Origin of the sequence: Rhizobium leguminosarum (assembly GCF_004123835.1) — a bacterium.
Classification (GTDB): Bacteria; Pseudomonadota; Alphaproteobacteria; order Rhizobiales; family Rhizobiaceae; genus Rhizobium; species Rhizobium leguminosarum_M.
In genome coordinates, this window is sequence record NZ_MZMU01000003.1 from 54,760 (window position 1) to 78,094 (window position 23,335).

Here is a 23,335-nt window from a genome sequence, read left to right on the forward strand (position 1 = left end):
GGCGTTAGATAGTTTCGCCGGCCCCGAAGGCAAGCCCGGCCGGTTGTGGCCGACCGGGCTTTTTCAGGTTCAGATGTTCGTCATAGCAAGCGAGGCGTCCGAATAGCGCTTGCCGGCAACCTGCCCGGCGGGGATCGCTTCGCTGAGCTGCTCGAGTTCCGCCGGGCTCAGCACGATATCGGCAGCGGCCGCATTCTGTTCGAGATGGTGAAGCTTGCGGGCGCCGGGGATCGGCACGATGTCGTCGCCCTGGTTCAACACCCAGGCGAGCGCCAGCTGTGCTGCCGTCACGCCTTTCTCGGCGGCAAGCCGCTCGAGAGTCGCGACGAGGGCGGCATTGGCGTCGAAGTTTTCCGCCTGGAAACGCGGCACCTGTCGGCGGAAATCGTCCGCGTCGAGATCCTCCGCCTTGCGGATCGCCCCGGTCAGGAAGCCGCGCCCAAGCGGGCTGTAAGGCACGAAGCCGATGCCGAGTTCGCGGCAGGTGGCAAGCACCTCCTCTTCGGGATCGCGCGTCCAGAGCGAATATTCACTCTGCAGGGCTGCGATCGGATGGACCGCATGGGCGCGGCGAATGGTGGCGCTGCCGGCTTCTGAAAGCCCGAGCGCCCGGACTTTCCCTTCCTTCACCAGCTCTGCCATGACGCCGACCGTTTCCTCGATCGGCACGTTGGGATCGACCCGGTGCTGGTAGAAGAGGTCGATGGTTTCGATGCCGAGGCGTTTCAGCGAGGCCTCGGCCACCCCACGCACATGCTCGGGGCGGCTGTCGACGCCGGCGATGGCGGCAGTACCCGGCTTGCTGGCATCGATCTTGAAGCCGAATTTGGTGGCGATCACCACGCGGTCGCGGAACGGCTTCAGCGCTTTGCCAAGAAGAACCTCGTTGGTAAAGGGACCATAGACTTCGGCGGTGTCGAAGAAGGTCACGCCGAGATCGATGGCGCGATGCAGTGTCTTGATCGATTCCGCCTCGTCGCTGGCGCCATAGGCAAAGCTCATGCCCATGCAGCCAAGACCGACGGCAGAGACGGTCAGATCGTTTCCGAGTTTCCGGGTTTTCATGATGCGCTCCTTTTTGAGCTGATTTTGAACCGCTTGATCGGTTGTTTGCGGTACCGGCGGACCATATCGCTGTCGCATCAATCAGAAAATACATGCAGTTTCTAACAGGTTGTTCTATCATTTCGATCAATGAACAGAACACAGCTCTCGCAACTCGCCGTTCTCGCCGCTGTCTCGGAGCATCGCAGCTTCCGGGCGGCGGCGAAGGAACTCCTCGTCGCGCCGTCTGCCGTCAGCCATGCGATATCGAGCCTCGAGGAAAGTCTGGGAGTGCGGCTTCTGGCGCGCACCACCCGCAGCGTCGCGCCGACGGAGGAGGGCCGGCTGCTGCTTGAAAGACTTCGTCCCGCACTCGAGGAGATCGATATTGCCTTGGAGGCCGTCCGCGATACGCGCGGCAAACCGGCCGGAAACCTGCGCATCACCGCGCCGCGCTTCGCCTCCGATCTGCTGCTCGCCCCGCGCCTCGGCGAGTTTCTCAACCTCTATCCCGATATCACACTGGAGATCGCCAATGAGGACGGCTTCACCGATATCGTCAAGGAGGGTTTCGATGCCGGTATCCGGCTGGAGGAGAGCCTGGAAGCCGATATGATCGCAGTCAGGGTCTCGCCCAATCTGACGACGGTGATCGCTGCTTCGCCCGAATATTTCGAGCGTCATCCGAAACCCGAGCATCCGCGCGATCTCGTCCATCACCGCTGCATCAAGCGGCGCTTTACCAATGGCTCGATCTATCGCTGGGAGTTCGAAAAGGACGGGCAGGAACTGGTCGTTTCGGTCGACGGGCCGCTGATCGTCAGCGAGGACCGGCTGGCCCTGCTTGCGGCGATGAACGGCGCGGGCCTTGCCTATCTCTTCGACATGCGCGTTTACGCCGAACTGGCGAGCGGCAAGTTGGTGCGGGTGCTGGAGGATTGGTGCGCACCCTATTCCGGGCCGTTTCTCTATTATCCCACCCGGCGGCAGATGCGGCCGGCGCTACGCGCCTTCATCGATTTCTTTAGATACAGCGAGCAGGATACGGGCGGCCGGTAGGAATGGGGACAGGCCGCCCGTTCGCATTATTTGATCAGGCAGCCTTTGCCTTCTGGTTCGCCGCCGTGGTGGCGAGCTGGGAGAGGGTCTTGTCGGTGGCCGTTTCCTCCTGCAGCGTCTGATCGAGCAGGCGGACGGCATCCTTGAGGCCGAGCGTCGCGGCCCAGGTCTTCAGCGTGCCGTAGCGGGCGATTTCATAATGCTCGACGGCCTGGGCAGCCGAAATCAGGCCGGCATCGAGAGCCACCGTGCCCTTGAATTCCTCCATGATTTCCTCGCCCTCGGCGATAATGCCCTGGATCGCCTCGCAGGTCTTGCCCTGGGCGCGTTTGCCGATCAGCTCGAAAACCTGCTGCAGGCGTTCGACCTGAGCTTCGGTTTCCTCGCGGTGTTTTTCGAAGCCCTTCTTCAGTTCGGGGGATTGGGCGGCGCGCGCCATCTTCGGCAGAGCGCGCAATATCTGTCGTTCAGCAAAGTAGATGTCCTTGAGCGTATCGTGGAATAGATCTTCCAACGTCTTTTCCTTGGCCATTTTCTCGATCCTTGTTCTGGGGAAAACCGCGAATGCGGCGACACATTAAGAAGCGAAGATCGCGCTAATTGTTCCCGATCGATTTCGGGTGGACTGGAAATCTGCTCCGGGCGATGATTCCTGCCGTGGATATGGGAAGAAGATAAAGTCATGCGAAAGCCGAATTCGATGAAGGGTCTGGAGGATCTCGGCCGCGTGCGGCTGTCGCAAAACTTCTTCCTTCGCGATTTCCTGCATTCCGAAATCGCCGATTTCTATCGCATCCCCAATATCCCCGAGGATCCGGATCTGGCGATCGAGGCGGGCAAAAGGCTCTGCGAGGACTTGCTGGAGCCGCTGCAGGCGACGTTCGGGCGTCTGCACATCCGTTCCGGCTATCGTTCGCCCGCGGTCAACAGGTTCGGCAACGAGAACAAACTGAACTGCTCGACCAACGCCGCCACCGCCGCGCATCACATCTGGGATATGAGGGATTTTGACGGCTGCATGGGTGCAGCCGTCTGCATCGCAGTGCCGTGGATGGTCGACCATTACCACGATGAAAGCGACTGGCAGCGGCTCGCCTGGTGGGTTCACGACCACCTGCCTTATGCCTCGCTTTGCTTCTTCCCGAAGCTCTGGGCCTTCAATATCCAGTGGCACGAACGGCCGAAACGGCTGATCCAGAGCTATATCAGTCCGCGCGGCATCCTGACCAAGGCGGGTATGGCGAACTGGCAGGGTGATCATTCCGAATGGTATGAGGGATTTCCCAAGTTCAGAAGCTGATCCGATAGCGGATATGGCCGTCGCTCTCGACATAGCTGTCATAGAGCGCTCGCGCGGTTCTGTTCTGCTCACTCGTATGCCAGTAGAGCCGCGACCAGCCCTTGGCTCTGCAGGTCGAAACGAGATCGTCCATCAGCGCCCGCCCGACGCCTTTGCCGCGCGCATCGGCATCGACGAACAGGTCTTCGAGATAGCAGTCCCTGCCGCGGATCCACGTGCCCTCATGGGTGAGATAGAGCGCAAATCCCATGGTCCTGCCGTCGATTTCGGCGACACGCATCGCGATTGCCGACGCCGGATCGAAGACTCGGCGCCATGTGGAATCGGTGATATCGGCATCGACCGTGACGTCGTAAAAGGTGAGATAGGCCGCCCAGAGCTCGCGCCAGCGGGCTTCGTCCTCAGGGCGGGCATCACGTATCGTCACGGTCATGGTGTCTCCTTCTTTCAGGCGCCGGCTTCGTCAAGCAGCGCCATCGCCTCACCGGAAAGCGCAAGTGTCGCCGATTTTGCCAGGCTTTCAAGCTGCGAAAGGCTGGTCGCGCTGGCGATCGGCGCCGTCACGCCCTTCTTGCGCAGCAGCCAGGCGAGCGAAATTTCTGCCGGCGCTGCACCGGTCTCGGCCGAAACCCTGTCGAGCGCGGCCAGGATTCGCAGGCCCTTGTCGTCGAGATATTTCGAAACCCGGCCTTCGCGTGCGCGGCCTTGCGTATCGGACTTGCTGCGGTATTTACCAGTGAGGAAGCCGGCGGCGAGGCTGAAATAGGTGATGACGCCGATGTCTTCTTTGACGCAGAGATCGGCAAGCGGCCCCTCGAAGCTCGCGCGCTCATAGAGATTATATTCCGGCTGCAACACATCGTAACGCGGCAATCCGGCTTCTTCGGCAGCGTCGAAGGAAGCCTGAAGGAGTTTAGCATCATAATTCGAGCAGCCAATGGCGCGGATCTTGCCCTGCTGCTTCAGCTTGGCATAGGCGCCAAGCGTTTCCTCGTGCGGCGTATCTTCATCCGGCCAGTGCGAGAGATAGAGGTCGATATAGTCGGTCTGCAACCGGCGTAGCGAATCCTCGACCGCTTTCAGGATATAAGTCTCCTTTAGCGTCTTTCCCTGCCCCATGTCGGAGCCGACCTTGGTGACGATAACGGCTTTGTCGCGGGAGATCTTGGTTTGGTTTAGCCAGCGCCCGATGATCTCCTCGGAATCGCCGCCCCTGTTGCCCGGAACCCATGAGGAATAGACATCGGCCGTATCGATCGTGTTCATGCCCGCTTCGAAGAAGGCGTCGAGAATGGCGAAGGATGTTTTCTCGTCAGCCGTCCAGCCGAAGACATTGCCGCCGATGACGATCGGCGCGACCGAAAGACCTGTTTTTCCAAGCCGGCGCATTTCCATGACGCTCTCCAGAAGTGTGAAAGAATTGAAATCGCGGATACGGCAGAACGCCGCCCTGACCAACTTAGTGCGATCCGCGCATCCGGGAAGGCAAACTTGCGTGATTTCAGGCCGCGCCATTGCGCCGCAGCTAAGGCCTGAATATGGTTCGCGGAAATCAGTTCGGGAGACTTGGATCATGCTACGTTTCGGTATCATTTCAACGGCGAAGATCGGCCGCGACAATGTCGTTCCGGCGATCCAGGATGCGGAGAATTGCGTCGTCACGGCGATTGCCAGCCGTGATCTGGCGCGCGCAAGGGAGATGGCTGACCGCTTCTCGGTGCCACATGCCTTCGGCTCCTACGAGGAGATGCTGGCCTCCGACGTCATCGATGCCGTCTACATTCCGCTGCCGACCTCGCAGCATATCGAATGGTCGATCAAGGCGGCAGGTGCCGGCAAGCACGTGCTCTGCGAAAAGCCCTTAGCGCTCAAGGCCGGCGATATCGACGATCTGATCGCCGCCCGCGACCGCAACCGGGTGGTGGTCACCGAAGCCTATATGATCACCTATTCGCCGGTCTGGCAGAAAGTGCGCTCGCTGATCGACGAGGGCGCTATCGGTTCGCTCAGGCATGTGCAGGGCGCCTTCACCTATTTCAACCGCGACCCCGCCAATATGCGCAACGTCCCCGAGCTCGGCGGCGGCGGCCTTCCCGATATCGGCGTCTATCCCGTTATGGGCACGCGTTTTTCCACCGGCAAGGAGCCGCTCTGGATCCAGGCGATCACCGAGCGCGATCCGGATTTCGGCACGGATATCTATTCGAGCGTCAAGGCCGATTTCGGCGATTTCGAGCTGAGCTTCTATATCTCGACGCAGATGGCCAACCGCCAGGTCATGGTCTTCCACGGCACCGAAGGGTACATCGAGGTCAAATCGCCGTTCAACGCCAATCGCTGGGGGCCGGAAGAGATCGAGCTTGCCGACCGCAGCCACACTGAATCGCGCATCTTCCGCTTCCAGGACAGCCGCCAGTACAAGCGGCAGGTCGAGGCCTTCGCCCGGGCGGTGACGAACGGCAAGGAAGAGATCGTCACGCTCGAAAATTCGAAGCTGAACCAGAAGGTGATCGATGCGATCTACCGGGCCAGCGAGAAGGACGGCTGGGAGGCAGTTTGATCACTCGGCGCGGAAGACGAAGCGCGAATAGCCGAAGAAGGTGAAGATCATCGAGGCGATGCTGGCGATCACCATGGCCGCCAGCGGCTGAAGCGCCGGCAGCGACAGCAGCAGCGCGGAATAGAGCCCGTAATTGACGAGCGCTGCCGTCACCCCGACCGAGCCGTAGCGGAAGCCTTCGGCGGCAAGCGAACGGCCGGAGCGATCGAAGGTGAAGCGGCGGTTGAAAGCCCAGGTCGCGGCCATCGCGAAGGCGATCGCGATGAGCCGTGCCAGAAAAGGCCCGAGCGGCGTCAGCGCGAGCAGCGCCAACAGGATGCCGGCATCGACGAGGAAGCCGATGCCGCCTGCGATGGCGAAGCGGATGAGCTTTCTCATGCCGCATCCGCCTTGCCGGGACGCGCGCGAGAGACCGGCCCTGCGTCGCTGAGCGGCGCCTTCAACGCGCTCGGCCTCTCCAGGCCCATATAATGGATACGGAGCTGTTCGGCGCGGGCGCGCGCGACGGAATCCAGGATGACGCCGGCGGTAAACAGCATGAAGGAAATCATCATCAGCGCCGTCGACAGCACCCAGGTCGGCATGCGGCTGACGAGACCCGTTTCGAAATATTCCGCCAGCACCGGCGCCATGAAGCCGAGGCTCGCCAGCATGAAGGTGGCGCTGATCGCGCTGAAAAAGGCGAAGGGCCGGGTTTCCTTCATCAGCATCGCGAACATCCAGAGGATCTTGGCGCCGTCGCGAAATGTCGAAAGCTTGGAATGCGAGCCTTCCGGCCGGCGGCCGTAGTCGAGCTCCAGCTCGCTGACCGGCAGCTTCAGCCGGGAGGCATGCACGGACATCTCGGTTTCGATTTCGAAGCCGCCTGATACCGCCGGGAAGCTTTTGACAAAGCGGCGCGAAAACGCGCGGTAGCCGGAAAAGATATCGGTGAAGTCGGGGCCGAAGATCATCCGGTAGAGCAGGTTGAAAAGCCGGTTGCCGAGCGCATGGCCCTGACGACCGGCATCGGCGTGCACACCGCGCCTGGTCCCGACCACCATGTCGGCGCGCTCGGTCAGAAGCGTGCGCACCAGTTCCTCGGCATCCTCAGGCGCATAGGTGCCGTCGCCGTCGGCGATGATGTAGATGTCGGCGTCGATATCGGCAAACATGCGGCGCACGACATGGCCCTTGCCCTGACGGCGCTCGCGCACGACATGCGCGCCGGCAAGCATTGCCTGCAGCGCGGTGCCGTCGGTGGAATTATTGTCGTAGACGTGGATCGCAGCATCGGGCAGCGTCGCCCGGAAACCCTGCACGACAGCGCCGATCGTCGCGGCTTCATTATAGCAGGGGAGCAGGACGGCAATATTCAGATTATCGGTACGCGATCGGGCCATGACTCTACTCGTTACACTTAAAGCCGCGCTCAGCCTAAATCATGCGCCGTTAATAAGACCCTATGACGCAGGCAAAATCAGCGGCTGCCACAAACGGCTTTACACTTTCTTGATCGGCGGCGGCTAAAGTTCGGGTATCGAAACGAACCGCTAACCACAATGAACGCTGTGCAGCCGATCCCTCATGCATCCTCCGCGATCGACGCTCCCAGGGGCGGGCTGCGCGACCTGCTGACGCGTCTCTGGCCAACCGTCATCGCCTATTGCGTCATCCTTGCCGCCGCCATCCTCATCACCAAGCTCTCCGGCGCCACCGACTATGTCGGGCCTGACAATGATGACGGAATGCGTCTCGTCGAGGTTCGCGATTTTCTGGCCGGGCAGGGCTGGTTCGATCTGATGCAATATCGTCTCGGCCTCGACGGCGGCACGCTGATGCATTGGTCGCGGCTGATCGATCTGCCGATCGCCTCGCTGATCTGGTTCTTTGGCCTGTTTGCGCCCCGCGAGACGGCCGAAGCGCTGGCGCTCGCCGTCTGGCCGGTATCGCTCATCCTGCCCGCCATGCTCGCCATGGCGGTTGCCGGCCGGCGCATCGGCGGTGTTGCCGCCATGCATATCAGTCTCGGCTTGACCGGTCTTGCGATCTACACCGGAAACCGCTTCGCGCCGGGCGCCATCGATCATCACAATGCGCAGCTGGCGCTGGTCGCGACGATGATCGCGATGCTGCTGGATCCAGAGCGTCGCGCCCGGAGCTATGCGATTGCCGGCATCGCGGCTGCCATCGCCATTGCCATCGGCGCCGAGACGACCCCCTTCGTCGCCGCCGTCTGCCTGACCATCGCCCTGCTCTGGGCATGGGAGGGCGAAAATTTCGCCGCCGCCGCCGAGGCCTTCGGGCTGGCGCTGGCGATTGCGATCAGCATCCTTTTCTTCGCAACGGTGCCGCCCCGGCTTTATTCGACGGTCACCTGCGACAATCTCTCGCTCGGCTATTACAGCCTGGCGGCGATCGGCGGCGGGTTACTGTTGTTTTCGGCGGTTTTTGCCAGCCGCTTGCGCCGGCCCTTGCGCTTTGCCGCACTCGCCGTCGTCGGCGCCGGCGTTCTCGGTTCGGCGATCGTGATCGCACCGCAATGCCTGAGCGATCCGCTGGCCGGTCTCGACCCGATGCTGGTCGAGCTCTGGCTCAGAAATGTTTCGGAAGCGCAGTCGATTTTCGCTCTCGGGCGCACCGATCTCTTCTCGATCGGTGGCTTCTATGCGGCCGGCCTGTTCGGCATCGCCGTCTGCATCTTCCGCGTCGTTCAGCGTGACCGCGTGCAAATCCATCTGATCCTGCTCTTCCTGCTGATGACGAGCTGGGCAATCGCGCTGGTTCAGGTGCGCGGTTCCACCTTCTCGAACCTGATCTCCATCCTGCCGCTTGCCCTGTTGATTATAGATGTCCGCCGCATCTCCAACGGCGACAGCGAGAATGTCGCGGCCGCCTTCGTCTATATCGTGACCGTGCTCGCCAGCGCTCCGGCCGCCTGGGCCGTCGGCGGCGGATTTGTCTCGCTGCAGATGGAGAATGCTGCGCAGAAGAAGGGGGCAGAGCCGGCAAAGAAGATTTCCTGCACATCGCAAGCGGCGCTGGCGCCGCTCGCCGCGCTACCGGCCGGACTGATCTCGGCGCCGTCGGAAATGGGCGTGCCCATCCTCCGCTTCACCGCGAACCGGGTTCTCTCCGCGCCTTATCATCGCAATCAGGGCGGCATGCTGACGGAGCTGCATATCGGCATGGCCGAGCCGCAGGAGGCGGAAGCCTTCCTGAAGGGGACTGGTGTGACCGTACTTGCCTTCTGCCCCGGCGACCTGCAGACACGCGAGATCACCAAGCTGAAGCCGGATGGGCTCTATGCGCAGCTCGGCAAGGGCAATATCCCGCCCTATCTTGAACCGCTTCCGAAGGCGGCGGACGTGGGCGTTCAGTTCTTTCGCTATCGGCCGACGCCGAATTGACGCCAGCAATCTTCAGGACGGAATAAGCAAGCGCGGGAAGCCGATCTGAAAGATCGCGACGCGCTCAGTTTGAGACGCGCATGGCGCGACGAAGGCGCTGACTGGCATAGAGTCCGAGCACGAAGAGCATGAGGCCGCCATTATAGCCGAGCACGGCATAGACGAATGCTAGAATAGACACCGGCCCGGGCGAGGTTATCGCCGCCAACGCGAATGTCATTCCAATCAGCGCGGCGACCAGCGCGATCACGCCAGCCGAACGCGTCTGCCCGGCGCTGACGCCCAATGCTGCTGCTGTGAGAATAATCATTTCAGCACCTTCCCAGAGAGAACGAGGGGAAGCATAGGAAGCGCCAACTAACAAAGATTTACCGGCGATCTTCGCCGAAAAGCCTTTGTATTGCGGTGGTTAGCAATCCCTTTCGGGTAAAACGCGTATTCTAACTATCCGTTCCGCACCAAAACATATTTACGCGATTTTGTTGTTTGTCCACCTGGCTGCAACGCATGCATGTGCAGGATGCCAGGAGATGAGCGCGCTTGATGCAATGGCGACGAACCCTCCTCACAACGATTTCAACGGCTGGGAAAACCGATCCCAAAGCCCATACCACCCTTCCTGTTTCCAGCGGATGGACATAGAAAGAGGGGATGAGCAACGTCTTCGACGGCGATTCGCCGACCAACCTTGCCGAATATTCGGTTTCGGAGCTTTCCGGCTCGATCAAGCGCACCGTCGAAACCGCCTTCGACCAGGTTCGCGTGCGCGGTGAGATCTCCGGCTATCGCGGGCCGCATTCCTCGGGCCATGCCTATTTCGCGCTGAAGGACGACCGCGCCCGCATCGACGCCGTCATCTGGAAGGGAACTTTCTCACGGTTGAAGTTCCGCCCGGAAGAGGGCATGGAAGTCATCGCCACCGGCAAGGTCACCACCTTTCCGGGCTCCTCGAAATATCAGATCGTCATCGAGACGCTGGAGCCGGCCGGCGCCGGCGCTCTGATGGCGCTGATCGAGGAGCGCAAGCGCAAGCTCGGCGCCGAGGGCCTGTTCGATGCCGCCCGCAAGAAGCGGCTGCCCTTCATGCCCAGCGTGATCGGCGTCGTCACCTCGCCGACCGGCGCCGTGATCCGCGATATCCTTCACCGCATCTCCGATCGCTTTCCCGTGCATGTCCTCGTCTGGCCGGTGAAGGTCCAGGGCGAGGGCTCCGGCGAGGAGGTGGCGAACGCCATCCGCGGCTTCAACGCGCTGGAACCTTCAGGCGCCATCCCGCGCCCGGATGTGCTGATCGTCGCGCGCGGCGGCGGCAGCCTGGAAGACCTCTGGAGCTTCAACGACGAAATCGTTGTGCGTGCTGCGGCTGAAAGCCGGATACCGCTCATCTCGGCCGTCGGCCATGAGACCGACTGGACGCTGATCGACTATGCCGCCGATGTCCGTGCGCCAACGCCGACGGGGGCAGCGGAAATGGCGGTTCCCGTCAAGGCGGAGCTCGATGCGCAGGCCGCCGCTCTTGCCGCGCGCCTGCAGGGTTGCATGAACCGGCAGATGGATCAGCGCCGCCAGTCGGTCCGCGCCCTGATGCGGGCATTGCCGTCGCTCGATCAGCTTCTCGCCTTGCCGCGCCGCCGTTTCGACGAGGCGGCGACCGGTCTCGGCCGCGGGCTGGAGCTCAACACCATCAACAAGCGCCGCGGTTTCGAGCGCGTCGCCGCGCATCTGCGCCCCGATCTGCTCGCCGGCCGCATCGCCGAGCGCCGTCAGACACTGAACGAGCGCATGACCCGGGCCGAGCGTATGGTCGAGCGGCTGATCGACCGCTCGAAGTCGCGCGTTGATCGCGCCGAAGCCATCCTCGCCTCGCTGCCGGCCCGGCTGAAGACCCAGACCGACCGCGGCCGCGAACGCCTCGGCAATCTTTCGCGCCATGCCGATACGGCGGTCCGCCACCAGCTGACCCGCGCGCGCGCCGAGCTTTCCGCGCAGGACCGCGTGCTGCAGTCGCTCTCCTATAAGAATGTGCTGAAGCGCGGCTACGCCGTCATTCGCGATGAGGATAACAGGCCAGTCTCGCAGGCTGCTCAACTCTCCGCCGGCATGGGCATCGCCATCGAATTCGCCGACGGTCGTGTCGGCGCCATGACCACGGAAGGCGGCACACCGCCGGCCGGTGCCAAGAAGCGCAGCGCAAAACCCGCAGAACCGCCGAAGCAGGGAAGCCTGTTCTGACAATGCGGATCCTGCTGGTGCTTGCCCATCCGTTGGAGGACAGTTTCGCCGCCGCCGTGGCAAGGACCGCGCGTGAGGCGCTGGAAGCCTCCGGCCATGTCGTCGATCTACTCGATCTCTACGCCGAGAATTTCGATCCGCGCCTTTCGAAGGCTGAGCGCGGCGGCTATTTCGACATTCCCTACGATACGTCAGCCGTTGCCGATATCGTTGCCCGCCTGAAGGCCACCGACGGCCTGGTCTTCGTCTTTCCGCAATGGTGGTTCAATTTCCCCGCCATCCTGAAGGGTTTCTTCGACCGTGTTTTCGCCCCCGGTGTTGCCTTCAGCCATGATGCCGCCGGCGGCCGTATCGTACCGCAGCTGACCCATATCAGGCTGCTCTATGCGCTGACGACGACGGGCTCGCCCTGGTGGCTGGTGCGTCTCTATATGGGCGATCCAGTGCGCCGGCTCTTGAAGCGCGGCATCGCCGCCTTCTGCTCGAAGCGGCTGAATTTCAAGATGCTCAGCCTGCACGACATGGATCGGGCCACGGATGCAAAACGCAGGGCGCATCTCGATCGCGTGCGTAAGCTGCTATCGGCGATCCGCTAAGCAATTCCAGCAAAAGTGTGCAGTGGGTTTGTGTTCGGATTGCGTAAAACAAAAGTTAGAGCATGCATGCTGGGGCATGTTGCGTCTCGGACAATGTCGCGTGCTGTGCAGCCACCCGCCCTCGTCCTTCGAGGCTACGGCCTGTGGGCTTCGCACCTCAGGATGAGGGCTAGTTGTGGTGCGGTGGGGCTGGCACGCCCTCCCTCCAGCCTCATCCTGAGGTGCCCCGTAGGGGCCTCGAAGGACGCGGCTGGCCACCGGCGCTTCATCCAGCTTTAACCGGCCCGCGCTTCGACAAGTCAGGCAGGGCCTCGTAATCCATTGCCATCAACGCTTCCTTCTTGCGGCGCGACCAGCCCTTGATCTGGCGCTCGCGGGCGATGGCGTCGATGATGCGGTCATAGGTTTCGGTGAAGACGAGTTCGACCGGCCGGCGCTTGGCGGTATAGCCGTCATAGGTCCCGGCATTATGCTCCCAGACACGCGCCTCGATCTCCTGCTTGGTGAGGCCGGTATAATATGAGCCATCGGCGCAGCGGAGAATATAGACGGTGACTTCCATGGCGGGAGGCTAGCATGGTGGGTCGGCGGGCGGCAATAATGCTGGGTGTCTGCCACCCGCCCCCGTCCTTCGAGGCTCCGGCCTGCGGCCTCCGCACCTCAGGATGAGGGCTAGTTGTGGTGCCGTGACGCTGGTGGACTGGTCAAAGCTCCAGGCATCCCAGGCCGATGAGCTTGCCGCTATCCTTCTGGCACGGGCTTCTCTCCAGCCTCATCCTGAGGTGCCCCGTAGGGGGCTCGAAGGACGGGGTTGGCCGCCGGCCGTCCCATCCAACAATGCCGGCACCGCGGTGGGCGCTGAGCCACCCGCCCTCGTCCTTCGAGGCTTCGGCCTTCGGCCTGCGCACCTCAGGATGAGGGCTGGTCGTGGTGCCGTGTGGTTGGTGGGCTGATCAGGCTCAAGGCATCCCAGGCATGAGCCTGCCGCTATCCTTCTGGCACTAGCTTCTCTCCAGCCTCATCCTGAGGTGCCCCGCAGGGGCCTCGAAGGACGGGGCTGGCCACACCAGCGCGCTTCATTCCAGTCAGCGCACGACGATGCCGCTCAGGCCCATTCGCCCTGCCGCATCACCGGAGCCCGTGAACCATCCGGCTTGATGCCGTCGATATCGACCTTGTTAGAGCCGATCATCCAGTCGATATGGATCAGGCTGGAATTGCCGCCCTGTGCCTTGATCTGCTCCTGGCTCAGTGTCGCGCCATCGAGGAAGCATTTGGAATAGCACTGGCCGAGCGCGATGTGGCACGAGGCGTTTTCGTCGAACAGCGTGTTGTAGAACAGGATGCCGCTGGCCGAGATCGGCGAGGAATGCGGCACCAGCGCCACCTCGCCGAGCCGGCGCGCACCCTCGTCGGTATCGAGCACCTTGTTCAAGACCTCTTCGCCGCGCGAGGCCTTGGCTTCGACAATGCGCCCGCCCTCGAAACGCACCTGGATATTGTCGATCAGCGTGCCCTGGTGCGAGAGCGGCTTGGTGCTCGACACATGGCCTTCGACGCGCAGCGCATGCGGCGTGGTGAAGACTTCCTCGGTCGGGATGTTCGGATTGCAGGTGATGCCGTTCTTGGCGGTGGAAGCGCCGCCGTGCCATTCATGTCCGTCGGCAAGGCCGACCGTCAGGTCGGTGCCCGGTCCCCGGAAATGCAGCGAGGCGAAGCGCTCGCCGTTCAGCCAGGCGGAGCGTTTGCCAAGATTGGCATTGTGCTCGGTCCAGGCGGCGACGGGATCGCTGACATCGACGCGCGAGGCGGCAAAGATCGCCTTGGCGAGTTTGGCGATCGCGATCGGTTCCGGATCGTCGGGGAAGACCACCTTGGCCCAGGACGGGTTCGGGTAAGAGACGATGTTCCAGTTGATGTCGAAATTCGAGATTTTTTCCAGCGCCGGCTTGTAGGCGGTGGAATTGGCGCGATTGGCGCGGCCGACCTTGCCGGCATCCTGCTCGGACAGCAGCATCGGATTGTCGCCGGCGATCGCAAGACGGGCCGCCCCGGTGGCATAGGCCTTGGCCATGCCCTCGTAGAGCCAGCCGGAGGCGCGGTCGAAGCTCTCGTCGCTGCCGTATTGATAGCGCGCCAGCGTCGTTTCCTCGTCGGAATAGAAGGCGGAGACCAGCCCGGCGCCGGCCTGATAGGCATGTTTGGTGATCAGGCGAACCAGCGGCAGCGCCACGACAGGCGCGGTGATCACCAGATCCTGACCTTTCTGCAGCTGCAGCCCGACCTTGATGGCGACCTCCGCAAGCTTTTCCAGCTTGACGGGATCAACGGTGTTCTGGCTCTGGGGCATGAAAGTCATGGTTCAACCTGCCTTCTGTCATCGACGGTGGGAGGCTGGAAGACTTAGACCCGTTTGCGGCGAAAATGAAGCGTATTGCCGCTGAATTGCAAGCGGCCGGATATATGTCCGGCCGCCGGGCGTGCTTCAGGCGGCAGCAGGCTGCCTGAGCAGGATCGAGTTATGCCGGTCGAGGAATTCCATCAGCCGCAGCGGGTAGTCCGCGCCAACGGCGGCCCTGACGCTCGCCCGCTCGGAAAGCGCCTTGCGCCAGCGCGCCACCCGCTCGAGCCCTTCGAAGATGTCGCTGTCGCCGAGCGTGTCGAAGAGATCGAAATACCGAAAGACCGGCGCGAACACGGCGTCGACGAGGCTGAAGTCGTTGCCGCCGAAATAGGGGCCATCCGTCAACACCTTCTCGAGCGTTGCGAATTTGGAGATGAGCGCCGTACGCTTAGCCTCCAACTGCGCGACATCCTGCGCCGTCTCGTAACCCCAGAGATCGGAAAGCACGGAGGAACCGAATTCCATCCAGCCGCGATGGCAGGCACGCGTCAGCGCGTCTTTCGGATGTAGCGCGACGCCTGGTTGCGTTTCCTCCAGATATTCGCAGATGACGCTGCTTTCGAACAGCACGGCCTGGCTGCCATCCTCTTCCTCGATCCGCAGCAGCGGCACCTTGCCGAGCGGCGAGATCCTCAGGAACCAGTCCGGCTTGTCGGCAAGATCGATGTTGATGCGTTCGAAGGGCACGCCCTTTTCGAGCAGCGCGATCGCGGCGCGCTGCACAGGCACAGATGATGGCTGACGAGGGTAAGCTTGCTCATGGCGCTCTCCTTGGCAAGGATGATAGATGTAAATGCATCTAATACCGCTTGCGGCGGAATTCAAGATAGATGTAACTGCATTTATGTCCGAAAAACCATCGAATCCAAGCGAAGCGGTCACCTCTGCCTGGACGAGTATCATGCGCGCCCGCGAGCGGCTGTTCGCTGCCATCGAAGCCGACCTGAAGGCGGCCGGCATGCCGCCGCTTGCCTGGTATGACGTGTTGTGGGAATTGGCGCGCTCGCAAGACGGCAAGCTGCGCCCCTACGAGATCGAAGAGCGGACATTGCTGGCCCAGTATAATCTTTCTCGCCTGCTCGACCGGCTGGAAAAAGAGGGTCTGGTGCGGCGTGAGGTCTTCGCCGAGGATGGACGCGGCCGCTGGGTGGTGATGTCAGATGCCGGCCGAAAGCTTCGCGAGCGCATGTGGATCGTGTATGCCAAATCCATCGAGACCCATATCGGCTGCAAGCTTGCCGAAAACGAGGCGAAGGCGATCGCCGGCCTGCTCGACCGCTTCTTATAGTAGGAGCATGATGCCGAAACCGCTTGCAGTTTTCGGCATTCTGCTCTGATCAGGCAATCAGTGGCGCAGCCACAGCTTTCAGCACCGTCAACGCATGCTTCGGATCGAGCCGCACCTGCAGCCCGCGCTGCCCGCCATTGATATAGACCAGCGGTTCGGCAAGGGCGGCTTCCTCGATCGCCGTCGGCACGGTCTTCTTCTGGCCGAACGGGCTGATGCCGCCGACATGATAACCCGTCAGCCGCTCGGCATCGGCAGGCTTCATCATGTTGGCCGATTTGCCGTGAAAGGCGCTGGCAAGCTTCTTCATGCTGACTTCGCGATCCGACGGCACGACGACGCAGACCGGTTTGCCGTCCACCTCTGCCATCAGCGTCTTCAGCACCCGATGCGGCACCTCGCCGAGGGCTTCGGCCGCCTGCAGCCCGACGCGCTCGGCATTGGGGTCGTAGTCATAGGCATGAACGGTGAAGGCGACGCCTGCCTGCGAAAGAACCTGTGTCGCGCGCGTGGTCTTGGACATCTCTTCCCCTCGTGAGTTCAGCGGCGGCTGTCAGCTTCCGAACGCACCGGCGTAAATCTCCGGCTTGAAGCCGATCAGCAGCTTCCCCTTCGCCTCCAGCACCGGCCGCTTGATCATCGACGGTTGATCGAGCATCAGGGCGATCGCCTTCTCCCGGGTGAGGTTCTCGCGCTCGGCATCGGGCAGTTTGCGGAAGGTGGTGCCGGCGCGGTTGAGGACGGTATCGAGGCCGGCCTGGTCGATCCAGGCTTCGAGATGGGCGCGGTCGATACCGAGCGCCTTGTAGTCGTGAAACTCATAGGCGACGCGGTGTTCTTCCAGCCAGCTGCGGGCCTTTTTCATCGTGTCGCAATTCTTGATGCCATAGATGGTGACGGCCATGCCCGATCGATCTCCCTGTGATGACAGCGAGATAACATGCACGAAGGCCGGCGCAAACGCCGTGCGACCTTTTATCCCCGAGCGCGTCGACAATCGCAGCAGGACAAACTGGCCAGCTCAATTCTCCAACGTGCCGGCCTTGCGCGAAGCCTTGCTGGGTTCGTCGCAGGCGATCTTCATCAGGTCGCCGCGCCGCCGCACCAGCCGGTCGGAGGTTCGGGTCAGGATCAGCCCGTCCTGCGGCGCGGTAAGCTCGATGCTGCCGCCCGGCTGCCCCGGCCGGGTGACGATCGTCGCTAGGCGGTCGCCTTCCGCAATCCTCTCGCCGATATCGCGGTGGAAGAGCACGGCGCCGCCTTCTGGCGTGCGGATGATCTCGACATTGTCGAGCGGCACGGCCGGACCGGAAAATGCCGTTGCCGCCGACTTTTCGTCGCCTACGATCCCCCGTGCCGCGAGGAAGTGCCAGAGCCCGTCCGCATCCTTTTTCGCCAGCATCGGATCGACATCGCGCTTGCCGCGCAGCTCGACGGTGACGGAGAGTTTGCCGGGCAGCCGGGGCCGGCGTTCGCCTGGCACTTCATATTTCCACGCAAAGCCGACGGCCTCCTCGAAGGCCGAGCTTTCGCCATCCGAAAGCAGCACGGCCTCCATGTCGAGCGCGGCGGCGAGATCGGCCGCCTCCGGCCAAAAGGCCTCGTCGATATAGGCATATTGCAGGGATTCGTCGTCGCAATGCAGATCGAGCACGAGATCGGCGCCAAGCGCCATATGCAGCAGCTGCCGCTTCAATCTGTCGGTAGCCGGGTAATCATCGAGGTCTTCGATCAGCGTGGCGCGATCGGCAACGGAGATCAGCGGAAAATCCCGGTTGAAATTGGTGCGTGAGCCCAGGTCGAAACGGCCCTGCAATTCGCCGAAATGCGACTGCGCCGCACCGATCGGATTGGCCTGCGGAACGATGGTGATATCGCCGGCGATCTCGCCTTGGCTTTCCGCCTGCCGCAGCCGCTCGCAGAGGAAATGCAGCAGCACCGTTCCAGGCAGCTCGCCGGCATGCAGTGCCGCCTGGATATAGGTCTTCGGCGCCTTCGGATCGCGGCCGTTAAAGCGCAGCACCGGCAACCGCCACTCCGTTCCCGGCGTATCTCCAGGGATGATGATCTCTGAAACGTCCATGCTGATTTCGCTCCCCGTTTGCACCAATGCCGGAACAGGCTTTCGGAGCTTTATGCGCGGAAATCAGGCAAGCGCAAGCCGAGATCCGCGGATCTCGCTGTCCTCAGCCGAGCAACGGCCAGCGATCGATGATCCGATGTTCGGTTTTTCCGAGAACACTGTGGATGAGCAGGAATTCGGACGCCGTCCATGAAACGGGTGTGTCGAGGGTCGCCGGCGGCACGGTCTTGCGGTCGTAGAGCAGTGTCATGTGCGGCTTGAAATTGCCGCCGATATTGTGCGGAAATCCGGCATTGTGCATGCTGACGCCGAGTTGGACACGCAGTCGGGTGAGCGGTTTTCGTCCGCCTTCGCCGCAAAGCACAAGCGCTCGGGCCTGCGGGAATCGCATGATCCGATCGAAGCTCATTGCGATCGGGGCACTCTCGACTGCGGCGCCGGCCTGTAGCGCTGCGAAGACCACATCCTCCGGCAGCCTCGCATAGTCGCCGACCCAGATGATCGTCACATGCAATGTCGTCAGCCGCGGCTTGCCGGAAAGGGAGAAGGTTCGACGATAGTCATGGGCGATCGACGCCGCCTGCTGCTCAATGGCGTCAGGAGGATAGAGGGCGAAGAAAAGTCGGTGTTCAGCGTCGTGATTCTTGCCCGGCCGTCCGCGCCCTTTTTTGTCGTCTCCGAAGTCGAGGAGCATCTGATTCATAGAATTTCAGGTCGTCATGACCCACCTCGTCGTCTCCAAAAAGCAAGCAGGATATTCCCGAAAGAAAGAAAAATCAAGAACAAAAAGAGAACATAATCTCCCAATATGCTGGCCGTCGAACTAATCAGATCCATCACCCCGGGGGCCGGATGGAGTGTACGTTTCCTGGGGGGATCGCGATCTTTCCCGAAAGCCCGGCGCGCGCAAGAAACGGGTTGAAACAGCGGCCGTCCCATACGATTTTGAGGGTCATCGAAAACGCGGAGGCTGTGTCATGGCTGAGACAACGCACCACTATCTCATCTTCGAAACCGCGGGCGGTTTCTGCGGCATTGCCTGGAGCGATGCCGGCATCACCCGCTTCCAACTGCCGACCAAAGCAGCAGAAGCGACCGAACGGCTCTTGCTGCGCCGCCTGCCGGATGCCGAACCCGGCGCGCCGACGCCCGCTGTGCTCGAGACGGTCGCGGCGGTGAAGCGCTATTTCCAGGGCGAGGAGACAGATTTTTCCGGCGTCGAACTCGATCTTGCCGGCCAGGATGCCTTCTTCAGGGATATTTATGCGGCGGCAAGGCGCGTCGGCTGGGGCCGCACCACCACTTACGGCGCGCTGGCCAAGGAACTCGGCGTCGGGCCAGAAGCCGCCCGCGACGTCGGCCAGGCAATGGCGAAGAACCCGGTCGCTTTGATCATCCCCTGCCACCGGGTGCTTGCGGCCGGCGGCAAGATCGGCGGCTTCTCCGCTCCCGGCGGCTCGTCGTCGAAGGCCCGCATGCTGGAGCTCGAAGGCGTCAACCTCGCACCGCCGCCGCCTGCCCAGCAATCGCTGGGTTTTTAGGCGACGGAGGCTTTTCGTTTTCCGCAATTCCGGACGCAAAACCGCTCTACACTTTTGCTGGAATTTGGCAGCAGTCTCAGCGGATCAATAGGGGCTGGCTGTCGGCCGGATGATGATCTCGCTGACATCGACGTCATCAGGCTGGCTGACGGCGTAGAGGATCGAATTGGCGATGGCCTCGGGGCTGATCGTGATCGCCCTGAAAGCCTTCATGGCGTCCCGCGCCGTCGGATCGGTGATGGTGTCGGCCAGTTCCGATGTCGTCGTGCCGGGCGAGATGACGGTCACGCGGATACGATCGGTCTCCTGCCGCAATCCGTCCGAGATCGCCCGCACCGCGAATTTCGTCGCGCAATAGACGGCGGCGGTCGGAGAGACGCTGTGGCCGCCGATCGAAGACAGGTTGATGATCTGTCCTGATCCCTGCGCCTTCATGATCGGGAGCGCCGCTGCGATGCCGTAGAGAACGCCCTTGATGTTGACGTCGACCATCCGGTCCCACTCGTCGACCTTGAGAGCTTCGAGCGGCGAGAGCGGCATGACGCCGGCATTGTTGACGATGACATCCAGCCGGCCGAATTCGGACCTGGCAAAGCCCGCGAAAGCCTCCACCTGGGAACGGTCGGTGACGTCAAGCTGTCGAAGGCGCACCGTCCCGCCCTTTGCGGCGATTTCGCCGGCGAGTTCCTCCAGGCGCTCCGTGCGGCGCGCGCCGATCACGATATGGGCGCCTGCAGCAGCCAGTACCTTTGCCGCAGCCTCTCCGATGCCGCTGCTGGCTCCGGTGATGGCAATGACTTTTCCTTTGATATCAGACATTTCAAGCTCCATTTGCACGCCGCTCGCCTGGCGATGCGGCTGAGGATTTTTTGGTGGTCAGGTGGGAAAATCTGCGCTGAGCGTCGTCTCCGCCCAGGCGTCGAAGTTTGCGCGCAGCGCATCCAGCCGTTCGCGGGCGATCTTCAGGGCGGGCGCGCCGAGCAGCAGGCGCAGCGGCGGCGCGTCCGCCTCGAACGCCGAGATAATCGCGGTGGCCGCGCGCGTGGGATCGCCCGGCTGGTTGCCGGAGATCGCGCGGGTGGCCTGGCGCCGCTTGCTGGATGTTTCGGCATAGTCTTCGATGATCGTGTTGGATTCGACCATCGACCGGCCGGCCCAATCCGTGCGGAAGGCGCCGGGTTCGAGGATCGTCACATCGCCAAGCGGCCTGACCTCATGGGAAAGCGATTCCGACAGGGCTTCGACCGCGAACTTGGTGGCGTGGTAGTAGCCGGTTGCGGCAAAAGCGACGAGCCCGCCGAGCGAGGAGACGTTGAAGATATGCCCTTGCCGGCGTCGGCGCATGCCCGGCAGGACCCGCTTGGTGACGGCGATCAATCCGAAGACATTGGTCTCGAACTGGGCGCGTATCTCAGCATCGTCGCCCTCTTCGATCGCCGAGAGGTAGCCGTAGCCGGCATTGTTGACGAGGACGTCGATCGCACCGAAATGCGTTTCGGCGTCATGAACCGCATCGGCGATGGAGCGGCTGTCCGTCACATCGAGGGCAAGGGCAAGCGCGCGGTCCCCGTGCTCTGCCGTGAGATCTGCTAGGGTCTCGGGTCTCCGTGCCGTCATGGCGGCGCGCCAGCCACGGGCCAGAACGACTTCGGCGAGTGCCCGGCCGAGGCCGGATGATGCGCCGGTGATGAACCAGAGGGGTGTTGGGGAAGACATGATCGTCATCCTTTCCGGCCGGCAAACGCGGCCTTCTCCTGTGTGGTGTTGCCTTTCAGGCGGCACATCATTTGCGCCGAAGCACCATGCCGCCATGATGGAGGGTATTGCCGTCGACGAAATCGCCGTCGGCCGTGAAGCCCGTGTCATCCCAATATTCGATGTGGCTTCCGGTGACTTCGTAGCGTCCTCGGTAGGCGCTTTCCCGGCTGCCGCGGGCTTCGTCGTAGCGGCCATTGGGCAGAAGTTCGTGACGGACGCGGCCATCATCCGTAACCCACATGCCGACATAGGGATGTTGCTGCATTCTGTTCTCGCTTGTTTGTTGCTGCTGAGATTCTCGGTCGTTCACGGCATCGGCGGCGGACGAACTGATCGCCGCGCCAGCCAGGGTGACCGCCGTGAAAAACTGCAGGACGGGGCTTTTGAAAATCCTTCGCATTGCCTTGCCTTTCGAAGCCTTCATTGACCTCGACTGAAAGATAATACGGGGAGCCAGAGCGATTAAGTTGCCAATCCAGGATGACTTGGTTAGAAGTGCTAACCAATGGTCGACGATCTCGAAGGTATTTCGGTTTTTCTTGCGGTGGCGGAGGCGCGCAACTTCCGGCTCGCCGGCGAGCGGCTTGGCGTCACCCGCTCCGCCGTTAGCCAGGCCCTGCAACGCCTGGAGGATCGGGTCGGCGTCGCCCTGGTCCAACGCACGACGCGCAGCGTCAGCCTGACCGAAGCCGGCGAAGCGTTCTTCGACGCGGTTCGCCCATCGGTCCGCCAGGTCAGGGATGCGATGCAGACGGTGCGGGAAATGCAGGCGCGCCCGAGCGGCTGGCTCAGGATCACCGTTTCCTCGATCGCCGAGAACTTCCTCTCCGGTACCTTGCTGGCCGGCTTCATGGAAGCCTGCCCTGATATCAAACTCGATATCACCATCACCGATGACGAATTCGATATCGTCGAGGCCGGGTTCGACGCGGGTGTCCGGCTGGGCGAAGTGATCGAACAGGACATGATCGCAATTTCAGTCTCCGAAGAGCAGCGACAATGCGCGGCCGCATCCCCCGCCTATCTCGAGCGCCGCGGCCATCCCCACCATCCGCGCGAACTGCAGGACCACGCCTGCATCGGATGGCGGCCACGCCCGGATACGGCGCCCTATCGCTGGGAGTTCACCGAGAACGATCGCGACTTCGACGTCTCCGTCGATCCCGCCGTCACGACCAACGACATGGGCATGATGATCCGCATGGCCTGCGCCGGAGCCGGGATCACCTTCGGCATGGTGGAAACCTTCCAGCCCTATATCGACCGCGGGGAACTCATGCCGCTGCTGGAGGACTTCTGCCCGCCCTTCCCGGGCTTTTATCTCTACTACCCCAGGCGCCAGAGGCAGCCGCTGAAGCTGCGCGCCTTGGTCGATTATATCAGCCGTTCCCGTAGGCGGTAGCGTTCTACGCCCCTCAGGCTTCCCGCACGGTCTCAAAGCCTGCGGCTTGGGCTGCTTTCAGAAATATGCGGTCAAAGGTGACGAACGCTTCGCAATGGGCCGCTTTGGTAAGGTGCAACGCATCGGCAAAATCCATTCCGTTCTCGGCGAGGTCGAAAGCAAGAGCAACGACTGCCGAGTCCTCGATCGTCACCGTGGACAGCCCGCCAAAGGCGCGAAGTGCGCGCGCGACCTCTGAACGGCTGTAGCCATAGACGCTGCGCAGCACCCATTCGGCTTCCAGCACCGCTGTCACGGCGACAAAAATGGCCTGTCCGTCAATGATGTCACGGGCGCGGGAAGATTGTTCCGGATGATCGCCGGTCAGATATCGGACGACGAGATCGGTATCAATCGCGATCATGACGGCGGCGGGCCTCGGCCAACAGGCCGGCTTCCATATCATCAAGAGTTTTGGGCTCGCCGCTGAAAGGAAGCATGCCGAAGACATTGCCTGGCTCTGTCGGCGCAAAGGCAGGCGCTTGCTTCAGCAGCACCCCTTCCGCGGTCTCCTCGACAATCAGGCGTGTTCCAGCCGCCCACTCCCGTCGTTGGCGCACGGCTTTGGGAAGAATGACCTGTCCCTTTGTGGAGACGGTGGTAATGAGGCTTTCAGCACGCGCCACTTTGGTAAGACGAA

At 62.2% G+C, this 23,335-nt stretch carries 27 protein-coding genes and 1 pseudogene; 9 read left to right on the forward strand and 19 right to left on the reverse strand.

Features of this window, described 5'->3' with window-relative positions; translation table 11 throughout:
* Positions 1–69: 69 nt before the first annotated feature.
* Positions 70–1,065, reverse strand: a complete 996-nt coding sequence (locus tag B5P46_RS03935) for an aldo/keto reductase (RefSeq protein ID WP_129417582.1) — start codon at positions 1,063–1,065, stop codon at positions 70–72.
* Positions 1,066–1,194: 129 nt separating this feature from the next.
* Here B5P46_RS03935 and B5P46_RS03940 point away from each other — a divergent pair, with 129 nt between their 5' ends.
* Entirely contained in the window at positions 1,195–2,103 is a 909-nt protein-coding gene (locus tag B5P46_RS03940) for a LysR family transcriptional regulator (RefSeq protein WP_129417583.1), read from the forward strand.
* 34 nt (positions 2,104–2,137) lie between these two features.
* Here the strand turns inward: B5P46_RS03940 and B5P46_RS03945 are convergent, their stop codons facing one another.
* Positions 2,138–2,635 carry a ferritin-like domain-containing protein gene (locus B5P46_RS03945; RefSeq protein ID WP_072639965.1) on the reverse strand — a complete coding sequence of 166 codons (498 nt, stop codon included), beginning with the start codon at positions 2,633–2,635 and terminating at the stop codon, positions 2,138–2,140.
* A gap of 150 nt (positions 2,636–2,785) precedes the next feature.
* On the opposite strand from B5P46_RS03945, the gene B5P46_RS03950 reads away from it, so the two are divergent.
* Positions 2,786–3,403: a hypothetical protein gene (locus tag B5P46_RS03950; protein WP_129417584.1), complete on the forward strand. Its 618-nt coding sequence runs from the start codon at positions 2,786–2,788 to the stop codon at positions 3,401–3,403.
* On the opposite strand, the gene B5P46_RS03955 is transcribed toward B5P46_RS03950, so the two are convergent.
* Together B5P46_RS03955 and B5P46_RS03960 are read right to left on the reverse strand one after the other, a co-directional pair.
* Entirely contained in the window at positions 3,393–3,836 is a 444-nt protein-coding gene (locus B5P46_RS03955) for a GNAT family N-acetyltransferase (RefSeq protein ID WP_129417585.1), read from the reverse strand. The genes B5P46_RS03950 and B5P46_RS03955 overlap by 11 nt on opposite strands.
* Positions 3,837–3,850: 14 nt before the next feature.
* Positions 3,851–4,798 carry an aldo/keto reductase gene (locus B5P46_RS03960; RefSeq protein ID WP_129417586.1) on the reverse strand — a complete coding sequence of 316 codons (948 nt, stop codon included), beginning with the start codon at positions 4,796–4,798 and terminating at the stop codon, positions 3,851–3,853.
* 178 nt (positions 4,799–4,976) lie between these two features.
* Here B5P46_RS03960 and B5P46_RS03965 point away from each other — a divergent pair, with 178 nt between their 5' ends.
* Positions 4,977–5,963, forward strand: a complete 987-nt coding sequence (locus B5P46_RS03965) for a Gfo/Idh/MocA family protein (RefSeq protein ID WP_129417587.1) — start codon at positions 4,977–4,979, stop codon at positions 5,961–5,963.
* Here B5P46_RS03965 and B5P46_RS03970 read toward each other — a convergent pair whose 3' ends face one another.
* Together B5P46_RS03970 and B5P46_RS03975 are read right to left on the reverse strand one after the other, a co-directional pair.
* Positions 5,964–6,341, reverse strand: a complete 378-nt coding sequence (locus tag B5P46_RS03970) for a GtrA family protein (protein ID WP_129417588.1) — start codon at positions 6,339–6,341, stop codon at positions 5,964–5,966.
* Positions 6,338–7,345 carry a glycosyltransferase gene (locus B5P46_RS03975; RefSeq protein ID WP_129417589.1) on the reverse strand — a complete coding sequence of 336 codons (1,008 nt, stop codon included), beginning with the start codon at positions 7,343–7,345 and terminating at the stop codon, positions 6,338–6,340. Before B5P46_RS03975 ends, B5P46_RS03970 begins: the two co-directional genes overlap by 4 nt.
* A gap of 159 nt (positions 7,346–7,504) precedes the next feature.
* On the opposite strand from B5P46_RS03975, the gene B5P46_RS03980 reads away from it, so the two are divergent.
* The gene (locus B5P46_RS03980; protein ID WP_129417590.1) at positions 7,505–9,352 is read left to right on the forward strand and encodes a hypothetical protein; all 1,848 of its coding nucleotides are present in this window, start codon (positions 7,505–7,507) and stop codon (positions 9,350–9,352) included.
* A 64-nt stretch (positions 9,353–9,416) separates the two neighbouring features.
* Here the strand turns inward: B5P46_RS03980 and B5P46_RS03985 are convergent, their stop codons facing one another.
* Positions 9,417–9,662 carry a hypothetical protein gene (locus B5P46_RS03985; RefSeq protein WP_020052485.1) on the reverse strand — a complete coding sequence of 82 codons (246 nt, stop codon included), beginning with the start codon at positions 9,660–9,662 and terminating at the stop codon, positions 9,417–9,419.
* A gap of 341 nt (positions 9,663–10,003) precedes the next feature.
* Between B5P46_RS03985 and xseA the strand changes: the two genes are divergently transcribed.
* Positions 10,004–11,584: an exodeoxyribonuclease VII large subunit gene (gene xseA, locus B5P46_RS03990; protein ID WP_129417591.1), complete on the forward strand. Its 1,581-nt coding sequence runs from the start codon at positions 10,004–10,006 to the stop codon at positions 11,582–11,584.
* A 2-nt stretch (positions 11,585–11,586) separates the two neighbouring features.
* The gene (locus B5P46_RS03995; protein WP_129417592.1) at positions 11,587–12,180 is read left to right on the forward strand and encodes an NAD(P)H-dependent oxidoreductase; all 594 of its coding nucleotides are present in this window, start codon (positions 11,587–11,589) and stop codon (positions 12,178–12,180) included.
* 265 nt (positions 12,181–12,445) lie between these two features.
* Here the strand turns inward: B5P46_RS03995 and B5P46_RS04000 are convergent, their stop codons facing one another.
* The 3 genes and pseudogenes from B5P46_RS04000 to B5P46_RS04010 form a co-directional block, all read right to left on the reverse strand.
* Positions 12,446–12,742 (reverse strand): GIY-YIG nuclease family protein, encoded by a 297-nt coding sequence (locus tag B5P46_RS04000; protein ID WP_003544648.1) that lies wholly within the window; start codon positions 12,740–12,742, stop codon positions 12,446–12,448.
* Between the two features lie 543 nt (positions 12,743–13,285).
* Complete coding sequence (locus tag B5P46_RS04005) at positions 13,286–14,539, reverse strand: aminopeptidase (RefSeq protein ID WP_129417593.1); 1,254 nt, start codon at positions 14,537–14,539, stop codon at positions 13,286–13,288.
* 126 nt (positions 14,540–14,665) lie between these two features.
* Positions 14,666–15,345, reverse strand: a pseudogene (locus tag B5P46_RS04010) (glutathione S-transferase family protein).
* Positions 15,346–15,428: 83 nt separating this feature from the next.
* On the opposite strand from B5P46_RS04010, the gene B5P46_RS04015 reads away from it, so the two are divergent.
* Positions 15,429–15,872: a MarR family winged helix-turn-helix transcriptional regulator gene (locus B5P46_RS04015; RefSeq protein WP_129417594.1), complete on the forward strand. Its 444-nt coding sequence runs from the start codon at positions 15,429–15,431 to the stop codon at positions 15,870–15,872.
* Positions 15,873–15,921: 49 nt separating this feature from the next.
* Here B5P46_RS04015 and ybaK read toward each other — a convergent pair whose 3' ends face one another.
* The 4 genes from ybaK to B5P46_RS04035 all read right to left on the reverse strand — a co-directional run bounded on the left by ybaK (position 15,922) and on the right by B5P46_RS04035 (position 18,658).
* On the reverse strand, positions 15,922–16,395 hold the full coding sequence (ybaK, locus tag B5P46_RS04020; protein ID WP_129417595.1) for a Cys-tRNA(Pro) deacylase: 474 nt from the start codon (positions 16,393–16,395) through the stop codon (positions 15,922–15,924).
* Positions 16,396–16,425: 30 nt separating this feature from the next.
* Entirely contained in the window at positions 16,426–16,776 is a 351-nt protein-coding gene (locus tag B5P46_RS04025; RefSeq protein WP_129417596.1) for an ArsC family reductase, read from the reverse strand.
* A 117-nt stretch (positions 16,777–16,893) separates the two neighbouring features.
* Positions 16,894–17,955, reverse strand: coding sequence for a succinylglutamate desuccinylase/aspartoacylase domain-containing protein (locus B5P46_RS04030; protein ID WP_129417597.1), 1,062 nt, complete (start codon positions 17,953–17,955; stop codon positions 16,894–16,896).
* Positions 17,956–18,058: 103 nt separating this feature from the next.
* Positions 18,059–18,658 carry a 2'-5' RNA ligase family protein gene (locus B5P46_RS04035; protein ID WP_129417598.1) on the reverse strand — a complete coding sequence of 200 codons (600 nt, stop codon included), beginning with the start codon at positions 18,656–18,658 and terminating at the stop codon, positions 18,059–18,061.
* 274 nt (positions 18,659–18,932) lie between these two features.
* Here B5P46_RS04035 and B5P46_RS04040 point away from each other — a divergent pair, with 274 nt between their 5' ends.
* Positions 18,933–19,496 carry a methylated-DNA--[protein]-cysteine S-methyltransferase gene (locus tag B5P46_RS04040; protein ID WP_129417599.1) on the forward strand — a complete coding sequence of 188 codons (564 nt, stop codon included), beginning with the start codon at positions 18,933–18,935 and terminating at the stop codon, positions 19,494–19,496.
* An 84-nt stretch (positions 19,497–19,580) separates the two neighbouring features.
* Here B5P46_RS04040 and B5P46_RS04045 read toward each other — a convergent pair whose 3' ends face one another.
* Genes B5P46_RS04045 through B5P46_RS04055 form a run of 3 tightly spaced genes read right to left on the reverse strand, consistent with a single transcriptional unit; the run spans position 19,581 to position 21,654 of the window.
* A complete protein-coding gene (locus B5P46_RS04045; RefSeq protein ID WP_129417600.1) occupies positions 19,581–20,315 on the reverse strand; it encodes an SDR family oxidoreductase in 735 nt (244 codons plus the stop codon).
* 57 nt (positions 20,316–20,372) lie between these two features.
* The gene (locus tag B5P46_RS04050; protein ID WP_206735307.1) at positions 20,373–21,221 is read right to left on the reverse strand and encodes an oxidoreductase; all 849 of its coding nucleotides are present in this window, start codon (positions 21,219–21,221) and stop codon (positions 20,373–20,375) included.
* 58 nt (positions 21,222–21,279) lie between these two features.
* A complete protein-coding gene (locus tag B5P46_RS04055) occupies positions 21,280–21,654 on the reverse strand; it encodes an Atu4866 domain-containing protein (protein WP_129418829.1) in 375 nt (124 codons plus the stop codon).
* Positions 21,655–21,759: 105 nt separating this feature from the next.
* On the opposite strand from B5P46_RS04055, the gene B5P46_RS04060 reads away from it, so the two are divergent.
* Positions 21,760–22,656: a LysR family transcriptional regulator gene (locus B5P46_RS04060; protein ID WP_129417602.1), complete on the forward strand. Its 897-nt coding sequence runs from the start codon at positions 21,760–21,762 to the stop codon at positions 22,654–22,656.
* A 13-nt stretch (positions 22,657–22,669) separates the two neighbouring features.
* Here the strand turns inward: B5P46_RS04060 and B5P46_RS04065 are convergent, their stop codons facing one another.
* Positions 22,670–23,059 carry a type II toxin-antitoxin system VapC family toxin gene (locus B5P46_RS04065; protein WP_129417603.1) on the reverse strand — a complete coding sequence of 130 codons (390 nt, stop codon included), beginning with the start codon at positions 23,057–23,059 and terminating at the stop codon, positions 22,670–22,672.
* Complete coding sequence (locus B5P46_RS04070; RefSeq protein WP_129417604.1) at positions 23,046–23,321, reverse strand: AbrB/MazE/SpoVT family DNA-binding domain-containing protein; 276 nt, start codon at positions 23,319–23,321, stop codon at positions 23,046–23,048. The genes B5P46_RS04065 and B5P46_RS04070 overlap by 14 nt, the downstream gene beginning before the upstream one ends.
* Positions 23,322–23,335 lie beyond the last annotated feature (14 nt).